We start from the raw sequence: 26,858 nt of genomic DNA on the forward strand, positions 1-26,858 counted from the left end.
CGGCGGACAGGCCGGAGCCGAATAACCGAATGAATTAAACACACACCAAACCATGAAACCTCAGGATATAGACTGGAACAACCTCAGCTTCGGCTACACCCGGACCCCCGTGAACGTGCGTTGCTACTGGCGCGACGGCCAGTGGGGCCCCATCGAGGAGCACACCGAAGAGACCGTGACCATGCACATGGCCGCCACCGCCTTTCATTACGGGCAGACCGCTTTCGAAGGGCTTAAAGCCTTCCGTTGCAAAGACGGCAAAGTCCGCATCTTCCGGATGGACGAAAACGCCAGACGGATGCAAAGTTCCGCATCGTACCTGCAAATGGCCGTCCCCAGCGTCGAACTGTTCTGCGAGATGGTCGCCAAAGTCGTCACCGACAACAAGGACTACATCCCGGCCTACGAGACCGGAGGGTCGTTATACATACGCCCCGTCATCGTCGGTTCCGGCCCCCAGCTCGGTGTGAAACCCGCCGACGAGACCCTCCTGCTGATGTTCGTCAGCCCCGTAGGTCCCTATTACAGCGGCGGCATGAAAGGGATCAGCGCCATCATCGACCGCACCCACGACCGCGCCGCGCCGTTCGGCACCGGCCACACCAAAGCCGGCGGCAATTACGGGGCGAGCCTCACCTCCGCCCTCGAAGGGCATGAAAAAGGGTATGACAGCGTGCTTTACCTCGACCCCGCGCACCACCGCTATATCGACGAATGCGGCGCCGCCAACTTTTTCGGCATCCGGGTAGACGGCAACGGGAAAGCGCATTACGTCACCCCCGACTCCCATTCGATCCTGCCTTCGATCACCAACAAGAGCCTGAAACAGATCGCCGCCGACTTCGGCATGGAAGTCGAAGCCCGGCATGTGGAACTCGAAGAGCTGAACACTTTCAGCGAAGCCGGATGTTGCGGCACCGCCGCCGTCATCACTCCCGTCTCGACCATCTTCGATCCGGCGGACGGCAAGACCTACGATTTCGGTCAGGGCGTAGGACCGTGGACGCAGAAACTGTACGACGAACTGGTCGGTATCCAGCACGGCGAAACCGAAGACCGACACGGCTGGAACACGGTGCTCGACCTGTAAAAACGGCGGCGGAACAGGCGTATTCCGGACATACCCGTATCGGACACCGACAGCCGTGCCGGTACCGTCGGAAACAACGCGCAGAAACATACCTTTCGCTTGCGATTCCAACCGTTGCGAACAACGGAAACGATAAATTTTGGGGAATCGGGAAAAAACGCTAATTTTGCGCCGTCGGAAAAGGTCCTGACCCATGGTGTAATGGTAACACAGCAGATTTTGGTTCTGTCGTTCCAGGTTCGAGTCCTGGTGGGTCAACATAAATTTTTTAATGTTTTTTTTGCGGATTTCGCAAACAAGCATTAAATTTGCACCGTCTTCCGGAGGGAAGGCCCACATTCAGATTGACCCGTGGTGTAATGGTAACACTACAGATTCTGGTTCTGTCTTTCTGGGTTCGAGTCCTAGCGGGTCAACACAATTTTCAACGCGGCATCCTGTTTCCGACAGGATGCCTTTTTTATTATCCATAGCATCTCCGATTCCCATGAAAACCATCGACCCCCGCCGCATCACCGACAATCCGATCGACATCATCGGCCGCGAATGGATGCTCGTGACCGCCGGTACCGACCGGCGATTCAATACCATGACCGCCAGCTGGGGCGGAGCGGGCTATCTGTGGAACAAACCCGTCGCCGCCATTTTCGTCCGTCCCGAACGCCATACGTTCGGCTTCATCGAGCAGACCGGCGCTTTCAGCCTCTCCTTCCTCGGCGAAGAGCACAAAAACGTCCACAAAATCACCGGATCGAAATCGGGCCGCGACACCGATAAAATCGCCGAAGCGGGACTGCATCCCGTATTTACCGAAACCGGCGGCATCCTCTACGAAGAGACCCGTCTGGGGCTGGAATGCCGCGTGCTGTACGCCGACACGATCGAAGCCGGCAACTTCTCCGACTCCTCGTTGGCCGCACAATGGTACGGCCCGGAAAAAGGCGGCTTCCACAAAATGTACATCGCGGAGATCATCCGGGCATGGACCAAATGATACGGAAATAACAAATCCGTCTCCGGTTATATACAGCGACACCCCGGACGTGCCGAAACGCAAACGCTCCCCGGTCGGCTCCGCTATCTTGCAGCACGAGGCGATGCGACCCCGGACGAAAGCCCCGGAGGGCTCGCATGCGAGCCGAAAAAACAGCGGCTGAAACTATCGGTATCCAGATTACTTTGATATACCGATTGGTGCTCGTGGATACTTTTTCGGCTCGCGCCGCTCCCCCGACGGCTGGAAGCCGTCCGGCGCTGAGCCGACCCGGGAAAGCCCGTATCTTGTTATATCGGTATACCAGTGTATATAAGCGGGATCGGTATATATAGTCGGGTAATCGAGATTCCGGAATAAAACCGCCCGAATACCGTATCCCGCAGAACCCGGCACCATTCTCCGCGCACAACCCTGCGGTGCGGTATCATCGTCGTTCCGGCAGCGGCAATATACGACCGGAATGGGCAGACATGCAATAGAAATTGCGTATTTACCGGCTCCGGCGTTCAAATCAAAGCCGAAATATACCCGTGCAATCAAACTACTAAAAGCGGAAATATCTCCATTAGATTTGTTTCGGTTCTCCGGATGACCGGGCATAACCGTAAAAAAGTATCTTTGTAGGAAATTGAAAAACGAACAGAGATGAAAGTCACCGTTATCGGCGCCGGGAATATGGGCGGCGCCATGATCCGCGGGCTGGTCGCCGGCGGGCGCGTCGCGGCCGGAGACATTACCGCCGTCGCCGTGCACGACAAGACGCTGAATGCCATGCGCGAGGTAGGCGTACAGGCCACGACCGATGCCGTTGCCGCTGCGAAAACCGCCGATGTCGTCCTGCTGGCCGTCAAACCGTGGCTCGTCGAAGGCACCGCCCGTCAGATCGCAGGCGCGGTGAAAGACAGTGCGCTGATCGGTTCGGTCGCCGCGGGAATCGGCCTGGCCGATCTGGTCTCGTATTTCGGCGGCGACAAACCGCTGTTCCGGATCATGCCGAATACGGCCGTGACCGTAGGCGAGAGCATGACCTTCGTCACCGCCGGAGGGGCTACGCCCGAACAGACCCGGACGATGATTTCGCTTTTCGAACCGCTGGGCAAGGTAATGGAAGTGCCCGAAAAACAATTCGACGGCTGCATGGCGCTCGCCTCGTGCGGGATAGCCTATGCCTTGCGGTACGTGCGGGCAGCCATGGAGGGCGGTATCGAACTCGGTATCCCGCCGCAGATGGCCCAGACCGTCGTGGCCCAGACTCTCAAAGGGGCGGCCGAAATCCTGCTGCGTACCGGGAACCACCCGGAGGCCGAAATCGACAAGGTGACGACTCCCGGCGGCATTACGATCAAAGGACTGAACGCTATGGAGGCCAACGGATTCACCCGTGCGGTGATCGAAGGGCTGAAAGCGTCGAAATAGCCATTGGAAGCCGTGAATATTCAGCCCGAAGCCGAGGCAGGGGCCAGATGAGCCGCAGGCGAAATTACAGCCCTTCGCCGAGGGGGGACGGCTTCGGGCTGTCAGCTCGCTAAGCGAGCTAGGTTTTTGATTAAAAGATTCGCCGGAAATTCCATTTTCCCGAAACAAAAACAATAGATGATATTAGTCATATATGTCTAAAGTTGCGCTTATCACCGGAATCACCGGACAGGACGGAGCTTACCTAGCCGAATTCCTGCTCAAGAAAGGATATACCGTGCACGGCATCAAACGGCGGGCCTCGTCGTTCAACACCGAGCGGATCGACCACCTGTACCAGGATCCTCATGCGGACGGGCAGCGGTTCGTGCTCCATTACGGCGACATGACCGATTCGATGAACCTCACCAAGATCATTCAGGAGGTTCGACCCGACGAAATCTATAACCTTGCCGCGATGAGCCACGTGAAGGTCTCTTTCGACACGCCGGAATACACGGCCAATGCCGACGGAATCGGGACGCTCCGGCTGCTGGAGGCGGTGAGGCTCCTGGGACTGACGGAAAAGACCCGCATTTACCAGGCTTCCACCTCGGAATTATACGGCCTGGTGCAGCAGGTGCCGCAGTCGGAAAAAACGCCGTTTTACCCCCGTTCGCCTTACGCCTGCGCCAAACTGTACGCCTATTGGATTACGGTCAATTATCGCGAGGCATACGGAATGCACGCGTCCAACGGCATCCTGTTCAACCACGAATCGCCGGTACGGGGCGAGACGTTCGTAACCCGCAAGATCACCCGCGCGGCGGCGCGTATCGCGCTGGGGATGCAGGAGCAGACCTATCTGGGCAATATGAGCGCCACGCGCGACTGGGGCCATGCGAAAGACTATGTGGAGGCGATGTGGCTGATCCTGCAACAGGAGAGGCCGGACGACTATGTGATCGCTACGGGCGTGACGACCTCGATCCGGGAGTTCCTGCGGATGACGTTCGCCGAAATCGGAATCACGGTCGAGTTCCGGGGCGAGGGCCGGGACGAAGAGGCGGTGATCGCTGCGGTGGATGCCGTGCGGTTTACGGAAACCGTCGGCGAGGAGTACCTGCCCTCCATGCAGGCCCGAACCGGAAGCCGGGTGGCGAGCGTGGACCCGCGTTATTTCCGGCCGACGGAGGTCGAGGCGCTGATCGGCGATTCGACGAAGGCCCGCACCGTGCTGGGCTGGGAACCGAAATACGACCTGCCGGGACTGGTGGCCGAGATGGTGCGCAGCGACGTGAAACTGTTCAAACGCGATGCCTGGCTCAGGGAGGGCGGTTTCACGATCAACAGTTATTTCGAATAAGACCGTGTCGTGCTTTCACTGGCGGACGCAGCCTGCGGAGGACGGCTTTTGCAGGCTCTTTTCTATGTGAAACTCAGACACTAAAAACCGAATCAACCAAACTCCATAAAAACGCAATGAAACGACTTTTCCTAACCGCGGCGCTGATCATGGCCGCAGGCCTGTCGGCCGCCCAGGGAGCGGAAGCTCCGAAATCCAAGAAACAACCCAAAGAGAAAACCGATACGGCTTATGTATTCACCGATGTCAAGCTCGTGCCGGTCAGCCCGATCGACAACCAGAGCAGTTCGAGCACCTGCTGGAGTTTCGCCGGAACGGGCCTGTTGGAAAGCGAAATGCTGCGGCAGGGCAAGGATACGGTGAATCTGTCCGAGATGTGGATCGTGCGGCACACCTATCTGGACAAGGCGATCAAGTACGCCCGGACACACGCGTCGAGCAGCTTTTCGCCCGGCGGGAATACGCACGACGTAATGACGATTCTGCGTGGCCACGGCGCCGTGCCGCAGGAAGCATACGAAGGGCTGCGGTACAGTAAGGACAGCGTGCACCGCCACGGGGAGCTGGACGCCGTGCTCGGCAGCTATATGGCGGCGGTGGTGAAAGCGCCGAACAAAACGCTTTCGCCGGTATGGCAGGACGGTCTGAACGGCATCCTGGACGCCTATCTGGGCAAGTGTCCGGAAAAGTTCACCTATCGGGGCAAGGAATATACGCCGCAGTCGTTCGCGGCGGCCATGGGGCTGAACGCGGACGATTTCGTGTCGTTCACCTCGTTCACGCACCATCCGTTCTACACCCGGTTCGCGGTGGAAATTCCGGACAACTGGGCGTGGGAGACTTCGGCGAATGTGCCGGTGGACGAACTGATCGCCATTATCGACAATGCCCTCGAAAACGGCTATGCCGTGAATTGGTCGGCAGACGTGAGCGAAAAGGGTTTCCGCTACAACGAGGGTTTTGCGATCGTGCCGGTGGACAAACCGGAACAGGTGGCCGGTTCGGATATGGCGCATTGGACGGGGCTGACGAAGGAGCAGCTGGCCAAGATGTCGGCGAAAATCACGGGGCCGATGCCGGAGAAGACGATCACGCAGGAGATGCGTCAGGAGGCTTTCGACAATTACGAGACGACCGACGACCACGGTATGGTCATCGTGGGTACGGCGAAAGACCAGTGGGGCAACAAGTTCTACAAAGTCAAAAATTCGTGGGGCGAACGGGGCAAGTACAAGGGTTTCTTCTATGTGTCGGAGCCTTACGTGCGTTACAAGACGATCAACATCATGGTGAACCGTGCGGCGGTGCCGCAGCAGATCGCGGATAAGTTTCCGGCTCTGTAATTGTCCGGCTACCCCGGGCCGGCCCGGGGTTACGGCTCGCGCGACCTATGGCTGCAAGCCGATATCAACGTTACGATTTTAAATCGTACGGTTAATTGTCTGCCGCGAAGCGGCCAGCCCGGAGCCACCCCCGGCGAAGGGCTGCAACACTCGCAAAGCTCGTTTGGCCCTCGCTGGCTCCGGGCGACAACATATTAAATTAACCGTACGGTTAAAATACTTTAACCTTCTGCTTTGTGCCCACCTTATCGGAGCCAACTCCCGATCGGAGTATCCGGCGGCACCGCGAAAGAAAGCCGGCGATTCTTCCGAATCGCATCGATAAAAACCGTAAGGCTAATTCGCAAGCTCGCAGTTCGGAGCCGGAGAGGGCGGGATAATTACGACCCGACTCGTGCGCCGAACGGGCAGCGCTCCGGAGGAACGTGCGGCCGCGAGCTGAAAAACAGCGAAAATTGCAGGCAATATAGTGTCCGGATAAGTCTTCGCCGGGCGGAAACAGACCGAGAACAACGGACGGACAATGTTCCGTGTGCCGGAAAGAGAACCGGGCAACGATTAAACGACAACAGATGCAAACAGTAAAAGTGATTAAAATCGGCGGTAACGTCGTCGATGATCCGGAGAAACTACAACGGTTCCTGCGCGACTTCGCCGCCCTGGAAGGGCCGAAAGTGCTCGTGCACGGCGGAGGCAAGATCGCGACCGCCATTTCCAAAGGTTTGGGCATAGAGACCCGGATGATCGGCGGGCGGCGCGTGACCGACGCCGAGACCCTGCGTATCGTGACCATGGTCTATGCCGGACTGATTAACAAAAATATCGTCGCCGCCCTGCAGAACGAAGGATGCAATGCACTGGGACTGTGCGGCGCCGACGGAGGGCTGATCCGGTCGAAACGGCGTCCCGCCCGGCCCGTCGATTACGGATTCGTGGGCGATCCGGCCGGTTTCGGCCTCGATACCGCCGTCGCGTTGATCGACGGCGGACTGGTTCCCGTCGTCGCCCCCATTACATATGATCCCGAGAACGGTTCCCTGCTCAATACCAACGCCGATACCGTAGCCCAGACCGTCGCCGTCGGGTTAGCCGGGAGATACTCCGTCGAACTCGTGTTCTGTTTCGAAAAACGCGGCGTATTGCGGGATGTGAACGACGACGATTCGGTGATTCCCGAAATCGGCCCCGCGCTCTACGAACGGCTCAAGGCGGACGGCGTCGTCGCCGACGGTATGCTGCCGAAACTGGATAACGCCTTCAAGGCGATCGCCTCCGGCGTGAAAAACGTGGTGATTTGCGCCGCCGAACGGTTGTCGATGCCCGGCTACGGCGGGACTACGCTCTGTAATTAATTCCCTAAAAATCAGCGACTATGAAAAATCGGCGCTTCTTGATGCCGTTTCGGTGGAGCCGCAGGGTGCGGGGGGTGACGATTGCCTGCGGTGTGACTTCGTTGGGTGCGGTACTCTATTTGCTGTGGTGGTTAGACGGGACGATGCCGACGCTGCTGTGGGTAAGATTGGCGGTGGCGCTGGTTATCGTGGGGTCGGCGGTCGGGGCGGTAGGCTATATGCCGATTCGGCTACTGGCCGACGGGGAGGAGATAACGATTCGTCGATTGTTCGGCGCGCTGAGAATCCCATTGGGCGAGGTGACGGAGGTGAGGCCGATCCCGAAGGCGTATCTCGACGGCTCGTTCCGGACGTTCGGGAGCGGGGGATTTTTCGGCTATCTGGGACGGTTTCGGAATAAACGGCTGGGGAATTATACGATGTATGCGACGGATCTGAAGCGTTTGGTTCGGGTCGATACCGATCGGCGACGGTATGTTTTCAGCTGCGAGCGGCCGGAGGAGTTCGCGGAGTTTGTTCGGGAACGGTTGAGAAAGAAGGAGTAGCGGGGTATGGATTTTCGTATCGTTCCGTTCGACGAGGTAACCTCCACCAACGATGTGGCCATGCGCGATGCGGCCTGCTATCGGCACGGCGACATCCTGACGGCCCGGCGGCAGACCGCCGGACGCGGTCAGCGCGGCAATCGCTGGGAGAGCGACCCGGGCGAGAACCTGATGTTCTCCCTGGTGCTGGAACCCGTTCATATATTGGTGGAACGACAGTTCCGCATCAGCGAAATGGCCGCGCTGGCCGCCAGCGATGCGGTAAGGGTCGCGACGGACGGCGCGGTGGAGTGCGTAGTCAAGTGGCCGAACGACCTCTACGTCGGAAACCGGAAACTCGGCGGCATCCTGATCGAACATGCGCTGCACAGCGAGTACCTGAGCCGGTCGGTGGTCGGGATCGGCATCAATGTCCGGCAGCGCGGTTTCGATCCGTCGTTGCCGAACCCCACTTCGATAGCCCTGGAACTTGCCGGACGGCCCGTACCCTCGCCGGAGGAAGTTCTGCGACAGTTCTGCACCGCTTTCCGGCAACGGTACGGGCAACACGAAGCGGCCCTGCACGCCGGTTTCATGGCCCGCCTGTGGCGCGGCGACGGGATGCCGTACCCGTATCGGGATACGGCATCCGGAGAAGTTTTCGAGGCCGTCGTGGCCGGGGTGGACGGCAGAACGGGGGAACTGACCCTGAGGTTGCCGGACGGCGGCGAGCGCCGTTACTGGTTCAAAGAGGTGGAGGCGTTGTTTTGAACGGAGTTCCGGATGACCGGGACGGATAAACGGAAAAATAGATGGAAACATACAAAAGGGTAGCTGTCAAAGTGGGCAGCAATGTGCTCACACGCGGCGACGGAACGTTGGACGTGACGCGGATGTCGGCGCTGACGGATCAAATGGTGGCCCTTCGTCGGAGCGGGATCGAAGTGATTCTCATCTCGTCGGGGGCGGTGGCTTCCGGACGCAGCGAACTGGGTACCGGGCTGAAACTGGACGACGTATCCTCCCGGCAGCTCTATTCCGCCGTGGGGCAGGCCAAGCTCATCAACCGGTATTACGACCTGTTCCGGGGTTACGGCATCGCCTGCGGTCAGGTACTGACCACCAAGGATAATTTCGGGAGCAGGAACCTTTACCTGAACCAGAAGAATTGTATCTCCACCATGCTGGCGGCCGGCGTGGTGCCGATCATCAACGAGAACGACGCCGTTTCGGTTACGGAGCTGATGTTCACCGACAACGACGAGCTGTCGGGCCTGATCGCCACCATGATGGACGCCGAGGCGCTGGTGATCCTGAGCAACATCGACGGCATTTACGACGGCGACCCGTCGCAACCCGGTTCGAAAGTGATCCGCCGGGTCGAACCGCAGACCTCGCTGGAGGGGTACGTCCAGAGCGGGAAATCGCAGTTCGGCCGCGGCGGGATGCTGACCAAGAGCAACATCGCACGCAAGGTGGCAGCCGAAGGGGTCGAGGTGATTATCGCCAACGGCAAGCGGGACGATATTCTGCCGTCGTTGTTGCTACCGGCCCGGGAGCGCGAAGCGATGGTGTGCACCCGTTTCGTACCGAACGAAAAAACGCCTTCGAGCGTCAAACGCTGGATCGCCCATTCCGAGAGTTTCGCCAAGGGAATACTGCATCTGAACGCAGGAGCCGTGGAAGCCTTATCAGGGCCGCAGGCGACGAGTCTGCTGCCGGTGGGCATCGTGTCGGTCGAGGGAGCGTTCGGCGAGGGAGACATCGTGCGGCTGGCGGCTCCCGACGGACGGCAGGTGGGGGTCGGACTGGTGACGGCCGACAGCGAGACCGTGGCGGCTTCGGCAGGGAAGCACGGCGGCCGGCCGGTCGTGCATTACGACTATATGTACCTCGATCTTTAACGACGAGCAAAGACGACACGCAGCGCGGCGGACTTTTGACATATTCAAAAGTCCGCCGCGCTGCGTGTCGTCTTCAGCACTATTTTCCTCTATGCAGGAAAAAGCGACTATATATGACTTTATACAAACTTTCCGACAACTCCGTTTCGGCCCGGCGCCGGGCGGCATGAGGCGGTGCAAATCCGGACAAAAACGAAAGGTCCGACGCGAGCCGAAATACGATGGGAATCGGGAATGCAAATAAAATAAGGCAACTATATACGACTTTACCCTATTTTATATGCACACTTGATTTTCAGTACATTTCGGCCTGCGCCCCCCTGAAGCCGCAGAGCGGCTTGGGCGCAGGGCCGGTCGGGAAGATCATTACCCGACTTTGGGTAAAGTCATATATAGTTACCTAAAATAAATCGGAAGTATCCCTATTCGGCTTGTTCCGGTTTCCGGACGGCTGTCTCGGTCGCGGGCGAGCCCGCAGGGCGCGCAGGGGGACGCGCGCCGAGACATCGAAAGCCGGGAACTCTTAAAGTACAAGCCCGAAAGAGATATTTCCGAAATAAATAGAATAAAGTTGTACCCGATTATATACTTCGATATACCGATAATTTTCACCGGCGTTTTTTCTGCTCGTGCCGGACCCTTAGGGTCTTTTTGTCCGGGGTTGCATCGCCTCGTATCTGACTCTTTCGACAAAAAGAACTCCCGCTCGGAGTGCCCGGCGGCACTGCGGAGCCGATAGCGGGAAATTACCGCCGAATAGGCTTGGTATACCAAAGTATATAATCAGGAGGCCGTATATTTACCCGTATTCGACTTTACCGGACGGTCGAGGTCAGCCGGGACGCTTCCTGAAGGCTGATGCGTTGTGTGCCCTGCATCGCCACGACGAAAGCGTCCCGGTATTTCGCGTTCGTCCGCAGGCGTTTGCAGGCCGACTGGGCTTCGGCATAGGTCGGATAGCCGCCGTAGTAATAGGCGTATTTGCCGTCCGGCCGCTGCGACATCCGCACGCCCGGCAATGCCGCGAACGCCCCCTCGTTCGGATAGGACGTTACGGCCAGTTGCACCCGGTACACGACCCGGTATGCGTCGGCGGTATTGCGGGCCGGAGCCGTGTAGTTGTCCGTCGCCGGAGTGTCGCTCGGCCCTTTCACGTAGCCTTCTTCTTCGATCCGTTTATCTACCAGCGAGTCCACGAACTGTTTGAACGGTTTGCCGCTGGAGTAGGCTTCCGGAATGGTCTGCGGTTTGGGCAGGGCCTCCAGTTTACGGTCGATGACCGCGATCTGGTCCGCCAGTATATCCAGCTCCTTGGTGATTTTCCGCGCCCGCGATCCCCGTGCCGTTTTCAGCTCGGCGCCCAGCAGATCCACCTGTTCCTGCAGTTCCGCTTTGCGTTGGTTCAGGTTGAAAGCCAGTTGTTCGGCCGGACTGAGCCGCGAACGCGGCGTGCCCCGCACGATCGTAGCGTTCGGATCGACCCATTCCCGGTCTTTCCGGTCTGCGGAAACTCCGCCGGCCTGCTGGTAGCTCAGCTCTTCGGCCCGTTGTTTTTCCGCTTTGCGGTTTTGCGCGGCGGCTTTTTCCGGTACGAGAGAGAGGCACAGGGCGACCGCCAGCGCGAACGGCAGTGATTTTATGGCAGGTTTCGACATGACGTAGGTGATTGAATAGTAACAAATGTAATGATTTTCGGTATTACTGACAAAACGGATGCCGGAACGTTTTCTTCGGGACATTCCGTTCCGGAAACGCGCGGGAGAATCCGTCCCGGCCGTTTCCCGTCTGCCGCCCGTCGGGGCCGTCCGATCTCATTGCGCCATTTCATCCATCGAGGCGAGGATGATCCGGGTGGCCCCGGCACGGCTGCGTACATAGGACTCCGCCGCCGCGCTTTTGAAAGCGAGGCCGGCCGGGTCGGCAAGCCACTCGTTTACGGTACGGATCAACCCTCCTGCGTCCGTTACCGGTGCGGCGGCTCCCAACTCCACCAGTTCCACGGCTTCGGCGAAAGCGGCGTATGCGGGACCGAAAACGACCGGCATGCCCCATGTGGCCGCTTCCAGCGTGTTGTGTATGCCGCGTCCGAAGCCGCCGCCGATATAGGCGAGCAGACCGTAGCGATACACGCCCGACAGGATGCCTATGGTGTCGATCACCAGCAGGGTGGCTTCCTGCAATGCCGCCGCGGATGCGGTTTCGGAGACGGCGGTATAGCGCAGCCCCTTCCGGCCGCTGCGTCGGATCAGTTCGTCGATTCGGACGGGATCCAGTTCGTGCGGCGCGACGATGAATTTCATCTCCGGACGGGCCTTCATCAGCTCCAGCAGGATCTCTTCGTCCGGGGGCCAGGTGCTTCCGCAGACCATGACCGGGGCCTGCGCGTTCCGCACGAAAGCCGCTACCGGAGGCAGTTCCGGCGCCTTTTCCGCTAAAGCCACGACGCGGTCGAACCGGGTGTCGCCGCTCACGGTTACCCGCTCCGGCCCGAACCCGATCGTCGCCAGCAGCTCTCTCGAGGCTTCGTTCTGGACGAACAGGCGGTCCGGCAAAGCCAGGGTTTCGCGCATGAAACGGCCCATGGGAGAGTGTTTGAAGAAAACCATGTCGGGCCGGAAAATGGCCGAAACCACGCAGGTTCTCGCCCCGGCCTGCTTCAGTGCGGCGAAATAGTTGCGCCAGTATTCGTATTTAACGAAGATCGCGGTTTCGGGTCTCACCGCCGCCACGAACCGCCGGGCGTTCCCGGGCGTGTCGGCGGGCAGGTAATAGATCGCGTCGGCCTGGTCGTAATTTTTCCGGATTTCGTATCCGGAAGGCGAAAAGAAGGTGACTACGATGCGGCGGTACTGCGGGCCTCCGACCGGATAACGGCGCCGCAGCTCTTCGATCAGGGGCCGTCCCTGTTCGAATTCTCCGAGCGAGGCGCAATGTATCCAGACGGTGCCCGCTCCGTGGTCGGCGGAGGCCTCCGCCCGTTCGATGCGGGCCAGCAGTCCTTTCCGTCCCCGGTGCAGCAACCGGGCTTTCCGGTTAAAAAGCGCCCCCAGCCCGATCCCCAGGCTGAAGGCGCGTATGGAACAGTTATAAAGGAATTTCATTCCTGCGTGTATGCTGATCTATTCGGTTATCTGAACAGCGAGGTAATCATGGCGGCCATCGAGATCGAGCTGTTGGCCAGACTCATGATTTCGGTAGCGCCCATACCGGAGCCTTTCGGCGGTTTAGAGGGTACCACGATTTCGCAGCCCGGTGCGATTTTGGGCCAGCGCCCGCCTTTTTTCGCATCCGGCAACCCGTTGGCGTAGATCACGAAAGGACGTTTCTTGGCCCGTGCGGAGTAGCCGCCGCCGCGGGCTATGTAGTCTTTGATCTTCATGCCTTTGACGTAAGTGACGGTACAGGGGTAAAGCACTGCGCCGCTGATGGTCACCGTGTTGTTGAACTTCGGAACGACCAGCATGTCCCCGTCTTCGAGTATGAGGTTCTCCTCGCACGAAGGGTCGTTCAGCGCCGCCGTCAGATCGATGGCGATCGGATAGTAGTCGCCGACCTCTTTCTTTTTGATCATGATGGAGTCTTTGGCGGCGGCTTTATTGCGTTCCGAGAGGTCGGCCAGGGTCTCCTGCCGGGTGAGCTGTTCTTCGGAGAGCTGTCGTTTGAGGTAGGCTCCCTTGAGGTACGCTTCGGGGGTCAGTCCGCCCGCTTTGGCCACGAGGTCGCTCAACCGGTCGTTGTTGGTCGAGAGCACGTATTCGCCGTCGAAGAGGAATTCGCCCTGGGCGAAGACGCTGTTCTGTTCGCTGTAACCCGGCGAGCGGCGGATATAGACCTCGTCGAAAGGTTGCAGGGTGAACGACGCGGTCTCCGGCGAAAGGCCCAGGTCGGCCGGGATGTTGAACTGGAACAGCTCGGCGATCCGGTCGGAGGGTTCCGTGGAGTTCGGATTTTTGACGCGCCGCGCCACTTCGATGCGTGCCAGCGATGCCGACTCTTTCAGCCCGTTGGCCATCAGGATCGCGTCTTCGATGGTCATATTGTCCCGGTAGAGCAGGGTCTGCGGGGTATTGACCTCGCCTTTGACTTCGATCGTATAACCTTCCCTGAGGGAATTGACCGACGGGATGCGCACCAGGTCTTCCGGTTTCAGCGCGACGTCGGCGACGGTGCCGTTCAGCAGCCCCCGCAGATCGACCGATTCGACGGAGAAAGTATAGTCGTCGTTGAGCCTGACGATCTGGGTACGGCTCATCAGCGCGTCGCCGCGGATGCCTTCCGCCTTGCGGATCAACGCCTTCAGCGTGGACATGCTGTCGCTCAGCTCGTAATCGCCGGGCCGCCAGACGGCCCCTTCGACCGTTACGCGGTTGGCGTACTGCCGGATCACCTCGCCGACGGCTATGCTGTCCCCGTCGGCCATGGCGAATTCGGCGAACTCTTCGACCGGTACGCTGTGCACGCTCATCATCCGGCCGGATTTGCGATTGACGGTGAGATTGTCCTTATAGGCTTCGCCCATGAAGCCGCCCGCGTATTTCAGCAGGTCGTCGGCCGTTTCGCCTTTGCGAAGTTCGTAAATCCGGGGCCGTTTCACTTTGCCGGTCACTTTGACCAGGTTTTCGTAGGGCTGCACGATGATCATGTCGTTGTCCTGCAAGCCTACATTCACTTCCTGCCGGCCGCCGACGAGATAGTCGTACACGTCCAGATCGGCTACCTGTTTGCCGCCCCGGATCAGTTTGATGCTGCGCAGCGACCCGATGTCGCTCACGCCGCCCGCTTCGTACAGGGCGTTGAACAGGGTCGCCAGCGAAGGCAGGGTGTAGGTGCCGGGCATGGAGGCTTCGCCGATGATATTCACTTTGATGGAGCGGATGTCGCCGAGCGAAAGTTTCAGGTCCACGGTTCCGTCGCCCAGTCCTGCCACTGTGGAGGCCATTTTGTTCCGGATGCGGTTTTCGGCCGCTTCGACGGTCAGGCCGCCCACGTTGATGATGCCGGCGTTCGGTACGGTAATGAAACCGTCCGGGCTGACTTTCAGGTCGTAGTTGGCTTCAGCGTCTCCCCAAAGGTCGATGAAGAGTCGGTCGCCCGCCGCCAGCACGTAGTTGGCCGGGGTGGGCAGGTTATAGGTGGGAGCGAAAGTCAAATTCCGCGCCGAGAAGATTTCGCGGCCGAATACGCTGTTGCGCAGGATGGAGTCCTGTATCCGTTTTTCCTCCTCTTTCAGCCGGTTGGCTTCGGCGGGGGTCAGTTCGCCCACTGCGTTCAGCCGGGGGTCGGTAACGGTCGTTCCCACGGCGCTGATCCGGTTCTGCTGCCCTAAGGCGGTTACCGTCCCGTCGGCGGTTTCGAATATCTCGCCCGTTTCGGCATCCACCAGGTTGCCGTCTTTGTCGCGGACGGTGCGTTTGCGGTAGTCGCTCTGCCGGTCCTGTTCGCGCTGGTAAGCGGAGCTTTTGGTGTCCACGCCGTTGTTGCGCCGGTCGTATTCCAGATTTTTCAGGTCGGAGTCTTTCCGGGTGCGGTCGGTCGTCGTGGAGGTCGTCTGGGATTTGCCGCTGCCGCTTTTTCCGGTCGAGGTCGAAGTGCCGTTGTTCTTGAGGCCTTCGATATCGAGTCCTTCCAGCCCTTGTCTCATGCTCGGGTCGTAACCTTTGGACATGGCCTGGCGGATCAGCTCTTCTTTCGATATATCGATGTTTTGCGTCTGGGCCGACAGGTCGGTGGTCGAAAAGGCGAGCAGACCGATCGCGAAAGCGGACGCCGTGAATAGCTTGAAGGTCATAGGTAAAACACGTAATTTTCGGCAAAGGTAATATTTATTGCTATCTTTGGAGCATGAAAACAACGGTTTATGCTGCGTAAGATTGTGATATTGTCTTTGTTCGCCCTGGCCGGAAGCGTGGGCGCGGCGACGGCTCAGAATACGTCGCTCAAGTGGAATGCGCTGTATTGGGCGGTCGGGGTGCCGAACATGTCGGTGGAAACGCGGCTGGGCGAGAAATTCACGTTCAACGCCGATGCGGTCTATTCTCCGTGGGAGAGCGTCAAGGGGCGGCCGCTGAAAGGGCTTCAGCTGATCCCGGAGGTCCGTTTTTATCCGAAAGAGGCGCTGAAGGGGTTTTATGTCGGAGGATATGTCTCTTACGACTCTTACAAGGTGAGCAAGTGGGGCCATCCGAAGACCCAGGTGCAGCACGGGATCGGGATGGGACTCGGCGTTACGCTGGGTTGGCAGATCGACATCGCGCGGCGCTGGGGGATGGACTTCTATGTCGGCGGGGGATGGCATCTCGGCTGGTATTACGGTATGGATACGCAGACGGGATTGCGTTATGCAGACTGGAATCGCAGCGGCGAGTGGATCCCGTACAAGGCCGGGGTGACGTTCGTTTACCGCCTGGGCATGGGACGGGAGTAATCGAATTCGAAACAGTTCGTTGCGGCGCTTTTGTATCTGTTTCCGTTTCGACGGAAGAGTTTAGCCCGGGACGACCGGATATTCGGTTGCTGCCCGACGCATGTGACTTGCAGGCCTGTGCGATCCGCAGCCGCGGCATGTCTGTATAACCGACCGTCCGCCAGCCATTTCCGGGCGGTATGTCCTTTCCAGAGGCGGAATATGCCGCTTTTTCTTTGGCATTTTCGCCAAAAATCCGCTAACTTAGTGGTATTAAAAACAGATATGCCATGTTTCCGATACTCAAAGATTCGCCCCTGTTCCGCGGGCTGGACCAACCTACGATAGATGCCCTGCTCGAACGTTCGTCGTTCGCGACGGCCGCCTACGACCACGACGCCTGCATCGCCAAACGCGATACGGCCTATTCGGGACTGATGATTATCCTGAAAGGCTCGGTGCGGGGCGAAGTGACGGATGCGGCGGGCCGCAGGCGTATCATCGACAATATCGCGGCGCCGCAGCTGATCGCGCCGGCTTTTCTTTTCGGAGGGTACAACCGCCTGCCGATCGACGTGATCGCGAACGAAGACGGGACCGAGATCATGACGCTGCACCGGGGCGGGTTGTTCGAGATGATGCAGGACAATACGATCGTGCTGTCGAATTTCATCGACATCATTTCGAACCGGGCGAATTATTTTTCGCGCAAAATTTACGCGCTTTCGGTATTGATGCTGACGGAAAAGGTGGCCGCGCTGCTGCTCTCGTCCGGTACGGAAGGCGACACGATCCCGTTGGATACCGACCGAATGACGGACGGGCTGGACATTACCCGCAATGCGCTGGAACAGACGCTTTCGGAGCTGGCCAAGAAAGGCTATGTCGAATTGTCCCGGACGCAGGTGGTGATCCGTAACCGCAAGGCGCTCGAAGCGATGGTCGCTCCGCAGTAATCCGGTCGTTTGTTTCCCGCTCCGGGTTCCCTACACAAACTTTCCGACGATTTCGGCTCGGTGCCGGACGGCTTTCGGTCATCGGGGGCGGCGCGAGTCGAAAGAATCATGCAGTGTAAACACAGTATATAATTACCAAATCGAAACCGGTCGTTCCGACTCCCTTTTCCGCAGGGCCGAACAATTTTCGGCTCTGCGGAAAAGGGAGTTTTTCTGTATATGGTTATGGATGACCGCAGGTTACGGTTCTAAGCAATTTACGGTTATCTGATTATATATTTTAATGCCCGATTATATACTTCGATATCCCCATTCGTTTTCGTCGATACTTTTTCGGCTCGCGCCGGACCCTCCGGGTTTTTTGTCCGGGTTTGCACCGCCTCGTGCCGTCCGGCGCGGAGCCGACCGGGGTGGTCCGCATTCTAATATATTTGGTATATCAATGTATATAATCGGACTTCGGTATCCAGACCGATTTACCTCGTTGTATTTGTACGCTTGATTTCCAGTTGTTTCCGGCCTGTGCCCATCTCCGAAACAGTTATGCCGCCCGGACACAAGGCCGTTGGGGAGATCATTGTCCGCTTTTAGGTAAAGCGTATATGCTTGCCGTTCGATTTTATGACGGATATCCATTGAGAGTATGTCGCGATGCGAATATTTTTAAATGTGTTCTTGATAGTCCCGATCTATTGACGTATAATGTAAACGGTTACTTTTGTCTCTGCGTATCGGTCTGCCCGTTCGGAGCGCTCACGGGCTTTCTTTGATCGATATATACAATTGATCGACAAATAGTTAGTAAACAGCGGGCGATTTTGTCCATCGATTCGGGACGGATCGCCGCGAATTCGGTTGGAAATCGAAATCGTCCCGGTCTCTTGCCGGATGCCGACGTACATCCGGTCGAAAGGAGCAGGAGAATAAATCGAACGATCATGAAAAAGCATTTGTTATTGATTCTTTCAGCCGTATTGGTAGTTACGGGCTGTAAAAAAGAAAAAGGCGGCGACGGGGGAAACGCGTTCGTCCCTCCCGCGCAGGAGCAGCTGTTGCAAACGGCCTATGCGGATCATGAGGATACGGGCGGCGGTTTCACGTTTACGACCGACGCTGCGTGGACGGCGACTGTCGATGAAGGGCAGGCGCAGGTTCCGGGGCAGTCGGCCGTGCGGACGAAATCCGACGCACGCGTCGCGGAAACGGGAAATAATGTCGTATGGCTGAAATTATATAACGGAGACACCGAAATCTACGAAGGCGGAAGCGGAACGGTAACGATTCGCATCGAGATGGACCAAAATTATACGGGCGAAAAGCGGACGGCGACGATTACGGTTCGTTCGGGGAACCATGTCTTCACCGTTACCGTTGTTCAGGAGGGGACGAAACAGGACGGAAGCGGGAACCCTGCGCCCGTCCCGGTGGAGGGAATCGAACTCAGCGAAACGGAACTCCGGCTCGATGCGGGAGAGACCGCGACGCTGGCGGCTTCCGTTACGCCGGAAAACGCCACGATAAAATCCGTGACGTGGGCCAGCAGCGACCCGCAGATAGCGACGGTGCATCCCGTAAGCGGGTTGATAACGGCGGTGGCCGACGGGACGGCCGTCGTAACGGCGACCTCTTCCTCCAATAAGAAAGTATCGGCAGGCTGTACCGTGACGATAGGCGCCGGGGAAGAAGAACCGGCCGACGATCCGGAGCCGGAACCTACGGAAAATATTGTCGTGGCACTGGATCACGGAGCGGGTTTCCACGACCTGCTGACCGCCGAGCAGGCGGCATGGCTGGCCGGCAACAATACGACCCAGGAGGAATATTGGTTCGATGAAAATAGTCCGTATAACAGGCTGTCGCCCAAATTCGCGGTCGCCGTCGCCGACGCTTCGCCCGAAAATACCGGTATCGCATACGATGACGCGGAACTAAAAAGGTATAATTGGGTACATGCATACGATGCCTGCAAAGCCTATACCAACGTGCCGGGCGCTGCGCCGTCCGGCAAATGGAGGGTGCCGACCGTCAAAGAGCTGCAACTTATCCATAGTATTCCGGAATTAAGAGACGGGTTCGAGACTTATGACCCTCATGGCAGGGGGGAAGAAGTCAAATATTCTTATTGGTCAGCCGTAACGATGGCGGGCACAGACGGTTTGGTTGCCTGGCCTGTATGGATGGAAAACGGAGCGACCGAAGACGGAATGAAAACGGAGAGCAGAAGAGTGCGTTGCGTCCGGGATTTGGATTATGTCGTGGAGCCAGAGCCTGCCCCGACCGAAAATATTATCGTCGTTTCGGACAACGGCATTGCCGCCTCAGACCAGCTGACTACCGAAGAAGTGGATTATCTGAACCGTACCGACATCTCCGCCCCGGGGCATACATACGACGAAAATAGTCCGTACAACAAGGTGTCGCCTAAATTCGCATTGGCGACCCGTCATACCACGTTGAAAGACCATGCCGACCGTAATTGTTATTGGACGGATGCTTACGAGATATGTAAAAATTATAACCAGGCCGGTACCGGAGCGAGCGGAACCTGGCGTTTGCCGACTCTTGCCGAACTGCAACTGATTAGAACCTTATATACGATCGACGAGGGGGAATATTGGGAAAATCTTAAAGGTGAATTGTTGGTTAACGAACGTCATTGTTCAGGGGTGAGCAAAGCCGGCGATCCGGATAAGGCGTGGTTTATGGATCCTAAAGGTTTTGAAGATGAGAATTATCAGAAAGTAGGTTTTGTTATGCCCCTGGAAAAAGTAGGCGGAGGTTCTGCGTTCGTGCGTTGCGTCAGAGATTTATAACGACAGGAACCGGCTCGGCGGCTGCCGCGCGGTCTCCGAACGAAAAGGGTTGTCCTTCGGCAGGGCAACCCTTTGTCGTATCGTTCAGCATCTGATTTGCCCGTCGCCTCGGACGACGTATTTGTAACTCGTCAGCTCTCTCAGTCCCATGGGGCCGCGCGCGTGCAGTTTCTGCGTGCTGATCCCGATTTCCGCCCCCAGGCCGAACTGCGCCCCGTCCGTGAACGCCGTCGAGACATTGCAATAGACGCATGCCGCGTCCACCCGCCGCACGAATTCGTCGCATGCCGCAGGGTCTTCGCTCACGATCGCTTCGCTGTGCTTCGAACTGTAACGGGCGATGTGTTCCGTCGCCTCGTCCAGCGACCCCACCGTGCGTATAGCCATCTTGTAAGCGAGGAATTCCGTGCCGAAGGATTCCGGCGTCGCCTCCTTCAGGAGCGGAGCCGGGTAACGGCAGCGTAGCGCCTCGTAGGCTTCCGGGTCGGCGTAAACGATTACGTTGCTGTCCGCCAGCATATTGCAGATCAGCGGAAGGTCGTCCAACCGTTCCCGGTGGATCAGCAGGCAGTCCAGCGCGTTGCAGACGCTCACCCGCCGCGTTTTGGCGTTGTTCACGATCATCGCCCCTTTCACCTTGTCCCCCGCCCGGTCGAAGTAGGTGTGGCAGATGCCCGCCCCCGTCTCGATAACCGGCACCCGGGCGTTTTCGCGCACGAAACGGATCAGCCGCTGGCTGCCGCGCGGAATCACCAGGTCGATATATTCCGTCGCTCCCAGCATTTCGGCCGTCGCCGCATGGTCGGCCGGCAGCAGCTGCACGGCGTCCGGACAGACGCCTTCCGTTTCGAGCACGGAACGGATTAGTCCCGCGATGGCCTCGTTGGAGTGCCGGGCGTCCGTCCCTCCCTTGAGTATCACCGCATTGCCCGATTTGAAGCAGAGCGAGAAGCAGTCGAAACCGACGTTCGGCCTCGCTTCGTAAATGATACCGACCACCCCGAAAGGCGCCGATATTTTGGCGATCGTCATGCCGTTCGGCCGGGTTTTCTCGTCGAGTGTCAGCCCCAGGGGCGACGGGAGCGCCGCCACGTTGCGTATGTCTTCCGCGATGCCCTGCAACCGTTCCGGGGTCAGCTTCAGCCGGTCGTAGCGCGGGTCTTCCGGGTCCATCAGCTCCAGATCCAGCGCGTTTCGGTTCAGGATATGTTCCGTTAGCGGGCCGATGCGGTCGGCCACGGCCCGCAGCACGCGGTCGGTCGTTCCGGCGTCGAGCAGCGCCAGCGTGCGCGAGGCGGAACGGGCGCGTTCGAATAGTTCGGTATAGCTTTTCATAACGGTTCGATCAGGGTTCCGGAGGGCAAAGGTATGGATTTTTCGCCAGCCCCGTCTCTTTCGGCACGCGGATTGAATAATAGAAAAACCTGTCCTTCCGTTAGTATGGACGGATAAAAGATTTAACTTTGTAAAGCTACGTGCGTCAAATATTTAAAGGCGGCGGGAGCCGTCGTTCCGCGCGAAAGTTTACACTAACGATATGCAGCCATGAAAAAATCCCTCATCATCCTGATTCTCTCATGCTGGACGGTCGCTGCGGCGTTCGCCCAGGGCGGGGGATACGTCGATGACCTGTACCGGGGATCGACCAGAAAGAGCAGGCAGGCTGAAGCACAGGCCGCCGCAGAGGCGCAGAAACGGGTACGGAAACAGCAGACGCAACAGCAGATGCCGGTCAATTGGACGCCGGCGCAGGCTGCTTCGGAGGCGTCTTCGGCTGCCGTCGTCGAACCGTCTGCCGGAGGCGACGAACTGGTGACCAGCTACGACGAAGCGTTGCAGCGGAGGCTCGATGCCTATAAAAACTATAAAGAGATGGACGACAGCTACTGGCAGCTGATGGAGAGTTACCATAAGATGCTGGAGGCCAAGTATGATCCGGAACTTTACAACGTCATTACTTTCGGCAATGAAATGTGGGTCGAACCGGTCTATATTTCGGCCCTGTTCGACGGCAGCGACCCGGCCGCCGGGATCCGAAGCAAGGAGTTCACGGCTCCGTCGGGCGGCAGCGTGAATATCAGCCTGAACCTGGGGCCGGGCTGGTGGTGGGACGATCCGTGGGATTTCGGCTGGTACGCGCCGTGGAATTACCCGTGGCGCTGGGGCTATTACGGATGGGCCGGCCCGTACTGGGGCCCCTCGTGGCGCTGGGGCTGGAACTGGACATGGGGCTGGCGGCCATCTTGGAGTTGGGGCCCGGCGTGGGGCTGGGGACCCTCATGGGATTGGGGGCCTTCGTGGGGCTGGGGTCCCGGCTGGTGGCCCGGCGGACCGGGATACCACCCGCCGCACTGGGGCGGAGGCGGGCACGGCCCGTATCATGGCAGGCCGGTTATTTGGGGTAACCGGCGGCCGGGTTGGGGTCCGGCGCCGGGGTACCGTCCCGGAGGCGGAGGCGGTTCCGGACGTCCGGGGTATTCGGGCGGGTTCCGTCGCAATGAAAACGGGACCGGCGTGTCTATCAACAGCGGCAGCGGGGCGGTAAACCGCCGGCCGGGCAGCGGAATCCGTCCCGGCAGCAGCGGCAACCAGTACAATCCGGCTGTCTCTTCGCGGCCGACCGTCAGCGGCGGTAACAGCGGCAACGTTTCGCGCCCGTCGGTGGATCGTTCGTATCGCAGACAGACGAGTACGATGCCTGCGCCGAGACGGGAGACGACTACCCGTACTCAGACGCCGCAGCGGAGCGAACCGTCCCGTTCGGCTCCGGTCTATTCGGCGCCTTCGCGGGGCAGCGGCGGCGGGACGATCGGTGGCGGAGGTTCTTCGGGCGGAGGCGGCGGTTACCGGCGGCGGTAGGCGATGATTTTGCAGGGTCATTTTTAATACGAAACGACTATGAACAGGAATTTCATACGGGCGACGCTGGCGGCAGCCGCGGGGGTGGCCCTGATCGTAACGGAACACGCGCGGGCGCAGGGTTCGGAAGAGCTGCTGTTGTTCTCGCGCCAGAACTTCGGCCTGTCGAGCGCCCGTTCCGCCGGTATGGGTGGAGCGTTCACCTCGCTTGGGGCCGACGCGGCCGCCATGAGCATCAACCCGGCCGGTATCGCCATGTACGGCAGCGGCGAAGTAAGCGTCAGTCCCGGCCTGCGTATTACGGGCCGTACCGCAGATTACGGCGGACCGGGCGGAAACATATCGAACAATCTCGGCAATACGAAAGCGAACGTGGGCAGTTTTTCGATGGTCTACGCCGGCGATAATTTCGCCGTGGGCTTCGGTATGAACCGGCTGGCCGATTTCAACGGCCGCAGCCGGGCCATCGGCTACGGCGAGGCGTTCTCGATGGGCGATATGTTCGTGGAACAGCTTTACGGGGTGCCTTCTTCCACCATCGGAGCGCCGGAACGGGACATTTACCAGGCCTTTTACAACTATCCTCCGGCCATGTGGGGGGCGATTATGGGGTACCAGACGGCCCTGCTCGATCCGGTCGGCGGGAGCGACCCGCAGGCCTACACCATGGGCAATATGATTCAGCGGGGAACGCTGCTCTATCCGGAATGGTACCGCCGTACGACGGGGGCGATCAACGAATACACGATCAGCGGGGGGTATAATTTCAGGGACGTCCTTTACGTGGGGGCCACGCTCGGCATTCAGGATATCTATTACGACCGTTACGATACCTATTCGGAGATGACTTCCGCCGATAACGTGGGGCTGCACAGCATGTATTACGACCAGAATCTGCGGATGAGCGGCGCGGGGGTGAACCTCAAGGTCGGCGCCACGGTGCGCCCGTTGCCCTGGCTGCGTATCGGCGTGGCTTACCATTCGCCTACGTGGATCAATATGAGCGAAGAGTACGATGCCGCCATGACGACGTACTATACGCATCCCAGGGAGGGATATAACTATGGTTACAGCGATACGCCCATTCTGCGGAACGAGTACAACCTGCGCACGCCGTCGCGTCTGCTGGCCGGCATTTCCGCGACGATCGGGACGCTGGGGATCGTCAGCGTGGATTACGAACGGGCGTGGTACCAGCATATGAAGTACACTTCGGACGGTTACGCCGATGTGAACGCGGGGATCGCGGACACTTATACGCCGTCGGATGTGATCCGGGCCGGGGTCGAGTTCCAGCCGTTGCGTTCGGTGTTCCTGCGTGCCGGATACGGATACAGCAGTTCGGCGTATAAGGGCGGCGAGTTCAAACGTTACGGCGAATATCAGCAGTGGTCGGGCGGTATCGGTTATCGTAACCGGGTCGTCAATATCGACCTGGCCTATGTATATGGCAGCGCGAAACAAATGCCGTTCAAACCGTTCGATTATACGGCCGGGGACGGGTATCGGGTGGCTACGGACGGGACGGTTTATACGGAGGATAAGAATCACAATGTGATTTTGACCGTGGCGTTCAAGTTTTAGGGCGGTTTTCAGGTGCAGTTCTGTCCCGCGGCGGTGGGGGAGTTATACTCCGGCGGGAGGTGCGTCGGTGCTAAAATCCCCATTATTGGGGATTGCGGGGAATGGATGGAATCCGTACCTTAGACCCAAACTTACTTAAGTCTAACAGAACAAAAGTATCAGACTATGATGAAAAAGATCGTATTTTGTTGCGCTGTATTATTTTGCGCGCTGAGCTTCACGGCTTTGTCGGCACAGGACAAGGACAAGAAGAGTGAAAAAACGAAAGTCGAATGTTGCTGCAAGGAGTGCGCCTGCAAAGAGTGCACGTGCAAGGAAAACTGCTCGGAATGCAAGGATTGCCGCCGGAATGAGGAGTGCAAGGACTGCGAGGACTGCCATCACGAAGGTTATTGCTGCGATCATGGTCGTCATGACCGGCATCATGGCAGACGCGGCGGTTGCTGCGGCCGTTGATCGTTCCCGGCAGGCGGATGAAAGCTGCCGGCAATAAGTCGGTTTCGGGCGGGACATCCAAAGGATGTCCCGCCCGGATTGTTTTGCCGGTCGATACACGATGCAGTTATTGCGATTTTACCCTGTTCTACTCAGGAGACGGATTTCAATATTGCCGACTCGATTCCAGGGTAGGGTCGTGGGGAAAAATCTTTGCCTGGCTTTGGGTAAAGTTGCATCTGATTGTCCTTGCTTTTATGTTGTAAAAAGTTTGAGTTTTGTTTTTGATGTTATATATTTGAGAACGATGATGCTTAGGTCTTTGCATTTCACTTAAAAGTCTCATGAAAAAGTGTAGGTGCTTGCCTCAGGCGTAACATTTGCGCTTGGAGTCGGGGCGGTGACGAGCTACCTCGTCGCACAACCTAAGGAGCAGCTTTCGGATCTTACCCTTGCCAATATCGAGGCGATAGGGGCCGGAATGGATGTGAATCCGATTGTTCAGGGGCCTGCCCGCGAATCCAAAGATCAATGCAGGGCATGCAAAACGCATCATGTGATTTGCGAAGGCCGTGAGAATGGCGGCGATTGTATCAATATTCACTGCCTGTTGTAATCGGGTCGTTATTTGGGCGGGATGCGTGCGGGTATTCCGCCCGTTTTCGAATTGTTTTTAATTATTTGCGTAAATATGAGGAAATCGTGTTTTGTTTTGTGGGCAGGAATCTGGCTGGGGATGAGCGCCTGCGGTACGCGTCAGGAAGCGGCCCGAACGGATGCAGGTATGGACGATGTCGTTACCCGAACGATCGAGTGGCGACCCGATTCGGCCGGTCTGTTGCAGGATTTGGTCGCGGCCGTGCGATACGTTCCTTTGGAAAGTACCCCGGAGAGCTTTTTGGCCGATATATCCAAGATCCGGGTGTATAGGGATGAACTTTATATCATGGATGACGGCATGCGTGCCGATTACGGGATTCGGGTTTTCGGGCCGGACGGCGCTTACAGGCGGCATATCGGCCGGGCGGGAAAGGGACCCGGGGAAGTGATCCAGATCGATGATTTCACGATCCGCGGCGATAGGTTGTTCATAGCCGACGGCCACGCCGGGAAAATGGTCGTTTATACGCTTGACGGGCAGTTCGTAGAGGATATTCCGCTCGCGGATGCGGATCTCGCTTCGTTCGCTGCCTGCGACAGCGGTTTCTTGTGGACCGGAGATATCTATTATCGGGAAAATCCCGAAAATAGATACGGATTGTACAAAACGGACGATCGGATGCAACCGGAATGGAAACGCGGGAAATACGACGCATCATCGACACGGGCTTTACTGACCGAAGTATCCGATTCTTTGCTGATCTGGATGCAAGGGGGCAGCGATTCGGTCTACTTTTATAACCGTCAGGGGCATCTTACACGTTGCATTCATTTCGATTTTCCGGAACGGCATCGGATCGCCTACGAAAAACGGCGGGAGGTGCGCGATTTGCCTGCGGATGAAAAATTCGATTATTATCGGATCGGAGAGTGGAATCCTGCGGTCGTCGGTCCGTATCTGATGGGGCAGATTACCATGCCCGGCGGCGAATGGGATGTTTTCATGGCCGATTTGCGGGACGGGCGGATTTATCTGGATCGAGGACGTTATGTCGTGCGGGACCAGACTGCGGGTTTTTATCCGGTCAATGATTCTACGTTTGTCAGCTGGGTGACGCCGGATTCCGAGACTTTTCTGGAAAAGACGGAGCCGCGGATAGCAAAGTTGCCGGACGATGTCCGTAAACGTATTTTTGACGGGGATTGCGCGTTGGTCTTTTATACGTTGAAGTAGGGA

General features: G+C 58.2%; 20 protein-coding genes and 2 tRNA genes. 18 read left to right on the forward strand and 4 right to left on the reverse strand.

The annotated features are described in order from the left end of the window. Positions 1–52 precede the first annotated feature (52 nt). From RIKMI_RS0106505 to proB, 11 genes are all read left to right on the forward strand, one after another. Positions 53–1,090, forward strand: coding sequence for a branched-chain amino acid aminotransferase (locus tag RIKMI_RS0106505; protein WP_027290943.1), 1,038 nt, complete (start codon positions 53–55; stop codon positions 1,088–1,090). A 187-nt stretch (positions 1,091–1,277) separates the two neighbouring features. Next, a tRNA-Gln gene (locus tag RIKMI_RS0106510) sits at positions 1,278–1,348 on the forward strand. 87 nt (positions 1,349–1,435) lie between these two features. After that, positions 1,436–1,506: transfer RNA gene (locus tag RIKMI_RS0106515), tRNA-Gln, on the forward strand. A gap of 71 nt (positions 1,507–1,577) precedes the next feature. Beyond that, the gene (locus tag RIKMI_RS0106520; RefSeq protein WP_027290944.1) at positions 1,578–2,084 is read left to right on the forward strand and encodes a flavin reductase family protein; all 507 of its coding nucleotides are present in this window, start codon (positions 1,578–1,580) and stop codon (positions 2,082–2,084) included. A 648-nt stretch (positions 2,085–2,732) separates the two neighbouring features. Continuing rightward, positions 2,733–3,503: a pyrroline-5-carboxylate reductase gene (gene proC, locus RIKMI_RS0106525; RefSeq protein WP_027290945.1), complete on the forward strand. Its 771-nt coding sequence runs from the start codon at positions 2,733–2,735 to the stop codon at positions 3,501–3,503. 193 nt (positions 3,504–3,696) lie between these two features. Then, entirely contained in the window at positions 3,697–4,848 is a 1,152-nt protein-coding gene (gene gmd, locus RIKMI_RS0106530; RefSeq protein WP_027290946.1) for a GDP-mannose 4,6-dehydratase, read from the forward strand. 116 nt (positions 4,849–4,964) lie between these two features. Beyond that, positions 4,965–6,191 (forward strand): C1 family peptidase, encoded by a 1,227-nt coding sequence (locus RIKMI_RS0106535; protein WP_027290947.1) that lies wholly within the window; start codon positions 4,965–4,967, stop codon positions 6,189–6,191. Positions 6,192–6,763: 572 nt separating this feature from the next. Next, positions 6,764–7,543 (forward strand): acetylglutamate kinase, encoded by a 780-nt coding sequence (argB, locus tag RIKMI_RS0106540; protein ID WP_027290948.1) that lies wholly within the window; start codon positions 6,764–6,766, stop codon positions 7,541–7,543. Positions 7,544–7,563: 20 nt separating this feature from the next. After that, positions 7,564–8,088 (forward strand): PH domain-containing protein, encoded by a 525-nt coding sequence (locus RIKMI_RS14305; RefSeq protein WP_084135207.1) that lies wholly within the window; start codon positions 7,564–7,566, stop codon positions 8,086–8,088. 6 nt (positions 8,089–8,094) lie between these two features. Beyond that, positions 8,095–8,838 carry a biotin--[acetyl-CoA-carboxylase] ligase gene (locus RIKMI_RS0106550; protein WP_027290949.1) on the forward strand — a complete coding sequence of 248 codons (744 nt, stop codon included), beginning with the start codon at positions 8,095–8,097 and terminating at the stop codon, positions 8,836–8,838. Between the two features lie 41 nt (positions 8,839–8,879). Next, the gene (proB, locus tag RIKMI_RS0106555) at positions 8,880–9,971 is read left to right on the forward strand and encodes a glutamate 5-kinase (RefSeq protein ID WP_027290950.1); all 1,092 of its coding nucleotides are present in this window, start codon (positions 8,880–8,882) and stop codon (positions 9,969–9,971) included. Positions 9,972–10,786: 815 nt separating this feature from the next. Here the strand turns inward: proB and RIKMI_RS0106565 are convergent. From RIKMI_RS0106565 to RIKMI_RS13280, 3 genes are all read right to left on the reverse strand, one after another. After that, positions 10,787–11,626: an SPOR domain-containing protein gene (locus RIKMI_RS0106565; protein ID WP_027290952.1), complete on the reverse strand. Its 840-nt coding sequence runs from the start codon at positions 11,624–11,626 to the stop codon at positions 10,787–10,789. Positions 11,627–11,782: 156 nt separating this feature from the next. Further along, positions 11,783–13,072: a 3-deoxy-D-manno-octulosonic acid transferase gene (locus tag RIKMI_RS0106575; RefSeq protein ID WP_027290953.1), complete on the reverse strand. Its 1,290-nt coding sequence runs from the start codon at positions 13,070–13,072 to the stop codon at positions 11,783–11,785. Positions 13,073–13,098: 26 nt separating this feature from the next. Next, positions 13,099–15,759 carry an SLBB domain-containing protein gene (locus RIKMI_RS13280; protein WP_037291631.1) on the reverse strand — a complete coding sequence of 887 codons (2,661 nt, stop codon included), beginning with the start codon at positions 15,757–15,759 and terminating at the stop codon, positions 13,099–13,101. A 69-nt stretch (positions 15,760–15,828) separates the two neighbouring features. Between RIKMI_RS13280 and RIKMI_RS0106585 the strand changes: the two genes are divergently transcribed. From RIKMI_RS0106585 to RIKMI_RS14600, 3 genes are all read left to right on the forward strand, one after another. Further along, positions 15,829–16,395, forward strand: coding sequence for a DUF3575 domain-containing protein (locus RIKMI_RS0106585; protein ID WP_027290954.1), 567 nt, complete (start codon positions 15,829–15,831; stop codon positions 16,393–16,395). A gap of 269 nt (positions 16,396–16,664) precedes the next feature. Continuing rightward, entirely contained in the window at positions 16,665–17,330 is a 666-nt protein-coding gene (locus tag RIKMI_RS13285; protein WP_051214395.1) for a Crp/Fnr family transcriptional regulator, read from the forward strand. Between the two features lie 938 nt (positions 17,331–18,268). Beyond that, entirely contained in the window at positions 18,269–20,143 is a 1,875-nt protein-coding gene (locus RIKMI_RS14600) for an Lcl domain-containing protein (protein ID WP_084135208.1), read from the forward strand. An 84-nt stretch (positions 20,144–20,227) separates the two neighbouring features. Here the strand turns inward: RIKMI_RS14600 and RIKMI_RS0106600 are convergent, their stop codons facing one another. Next, positions 20,228–21,478 (reverse strand): glutamate-5-semialdehyde dehydrogenase, encoded by a 1,251-nt coding sequence (locus RIKMI_RS0106600; protein ID WP_027290955.1) that lies wholly within the window; start codon positions 21,476–21,478, stop codon positions 20,228–20,230. Between the two features lie 210 nt (positions 21,479–21,688). On the opposite strand from RIKMI_RS0106600, the gene RIKMI_RS14310 reads away from it, so the two are divergent. The 4 genes from RIKMI_RS14310 to RIKMI_RS0106625 all read left to right on the forward strand — a co-directional run bounded on the left by RIKMI_RS14310 (position 21,689) and on the right by RIKMI_RS0106625 (position 26,855). Further along, the gene (locus tag RIKMI_RS14310; RefSeq protein WP_027290956.1) at positions 21,689–23,002 is read left to right on the forward strand and encodes a hypothetical protein; all 1,314 of its coding nucleotides are present in this window, start codon (positions 21,689–21,691) and stop codon (positions 23,000–23,002) included. Positions 23,003–23,041: 39 nt separating this feature from the next. Then, positions 23,042–24,586 carry an OmpP1/FadL family transporter gene (locus tag RIKMI_RS0106610; RefSeq protein ID WP_027290957.1) on the forward strand — a complete coding sequence of 515 codons (1,545 nt, stop codon included), beginning with the start codon at positions 23,042–23,044 and terminating at the stop codon, positions 24,584–24,586. Positions 24,587–24,751: 165 nt separating this feature from the next. Beyond that, positions 24,752–25,042, forward strand: coding sequence for a hypothetical protein (locus tag RIKMI_RS15110; RefSeq protein WP_211224110.1), 291 nt, complete (start codon positions 24,752–24,754; stop codon positions 25,040–25,042). 670 nt (positions 25,043–25,712) lie between these two features. Further along, complete coding sequence (locus RIKMI_RS0106625) at positions 25,713–26,855, forward strand: 6-bladed beta-propeller (protein ID WP_169715505.1); 1,143 nt, start codon at positions 25,713–25,715, stop codon at positions 26,853–26,855. The last annotated feature ends 3 nt before the right edge of the window (positions 26,856–26,858 follow it).

Origin of the sequence: Rikenella microfusus DSM 15922, assembly GCF_000427365.1 — a bacterium.
Classification (GTDB): Bacteria; Bacteroidota; Bacteroidia; order Bacteroidales; family Rikenellaceae; genus Rikenella; species Rikenella microfusus.

Excerpts from the sequence above, each read along its gene's own strand:
- RIKMI_RS0106625 (WP_169715505.1), top strand. The coding sequence starts at position 25,713 with ATGAGGAAATCGTGTTTTGTTTTGTGGGCAGGAATCTGGCTGGGGATG.
- proB (WP_027290950.1), top strand. The coding sequence starts at position 8,880 with ATGGAAACATACAAAAGGGTAGCTGTCAAAGTGGGCAGCAATGTGCTC.
- RIKMI_RS14305 (WP_084135207.1), top strand. The coding sequence starts at position 7,564 with ATGAAAAATCGGCGCTTCTTGATGCCGTTTCGGTGGAGCCGCAGGGTG.
- RIKMI_RS13285 (WP_051214395.1), top strand. The coding sequence starts at position 16,665 with ATGTTTCCGATACTCAAAGATTCGCCCCTGTTCCGCGGGCTGGACCAA.
- RIKMI_RS13280 (WP_037291631.1), bottom strand. The coding sequence starts at position 15,759 with ATGACCTTCAAGCTATTCACGGCGTCCGCTTTCGCGATCGGTCTGCTC.
- RIKMI_RS0106550 (WP_027290949.1), top strand. The coding sequence starts at position 8,095 with ATGGATTTTCGTATCGTTCCGTTCGACGAGGTAACCTCCACCAACGAT.
- RIKMI_RS14310 (WP_027290956.1), top strand. The coding sequence starts at position 21,689 with ATGAAAAAATCCCTCATCATCCTGATTCTCTCATGCTGGACGGTCGCT.
- proC (WP_027290945.1), top strand. The coding sequence starts at position 2,733 with ATGAAAGTCACCGTTATCGGCGCCGGGAATATGGGCGGCGCCATGATC.
- RIKMI_RS14600 (WP_084135208.1), top strand. The coding sequence starts at position 18,269 with ATGAAAAAGCATTTGTTATTGATTCTTTCAGCCGTATTGGTAGTTACG.
- RIKMI_RS0106520 (WP_027290944.1), top strand. The coding sequence starts at position 1,578 with ATGAAAACCATCGACCCCCGCCGCATCACCGACAATCCGATCGACATC.
- RIKMI_RS0106585 (WP_027290954.1), top strand. The coding sequence starts at position 15,829 with ATGCTGCGTAAGATTGTGATATTGTCTTTGTTCGCCCTGGCCGGAAGC.
- RIKMI_RS0106535 (WP_027290947.1), top strand. The coding sequence starts at position 4,965 with ATGAAACGACTTTTCCTAACCGCGGCGCTGATCATGGCCGCAGGCCTG.
- RIKMI_RS0106610 (WP_027290957.1), top strand. The coding sequence starts at position 23,042 with ATGAACAGGAATTTCATACGGGCGACGCTGGCGGCAGCCGCGGGGGTG.
- argB (WP_027290948.1), top strand. The coding sequence starts at position 6,764 with ATGCAAACAGTAAAAGTGATTAAAATCGGCGGTAACGTCGTCGATGAT.
- RIKMI_RS15110 (WP_211224110.1), top strand. The coding sequence starts at position 24,752 with ATGATGAAAAAGATCGTATTTTGTTGCGCTGTATTATTTTGCGCGCTG.
- RIKMI_RS0106565 (WP_027290952.1), bottom strand. The coding sequence starts at position 11,626 with ATGTCGAAACCTGCCATAAAATCACTGCCGTTCGCGCTGGCGGTCGCC.
- gmd (WP_027290946.1), top strand. The coding sequence starts at position 3,697 with ATGTCTAAAGTTGCGCTTATCACCGGAATCACCGGACAGGACGGAGCT.
- RIKMI_RS0106575 (WP_027290953.1), bottom strand. The coding sequence starts at position 13,072 with ATGAAATTCCTTTATAACTGTTCCATACGCGCCTTCAGCCTGGGGATC.
- RIKMI_RS0106600 (WP_027290955.1), bottom strand. The coding sequence starts at position 21,478 with ATGAAAAGCTATACCGAACTATTCGAACGCGCCCGTTCCGCCTCGCGC.
- RIKMI_RS0106505 (WP_027290943.1), top strand. The coding sequence starts at position 53 with ATGAAACCTCAGGATATAGACTGGAACAACCTCAGCTTCGGCTACACC.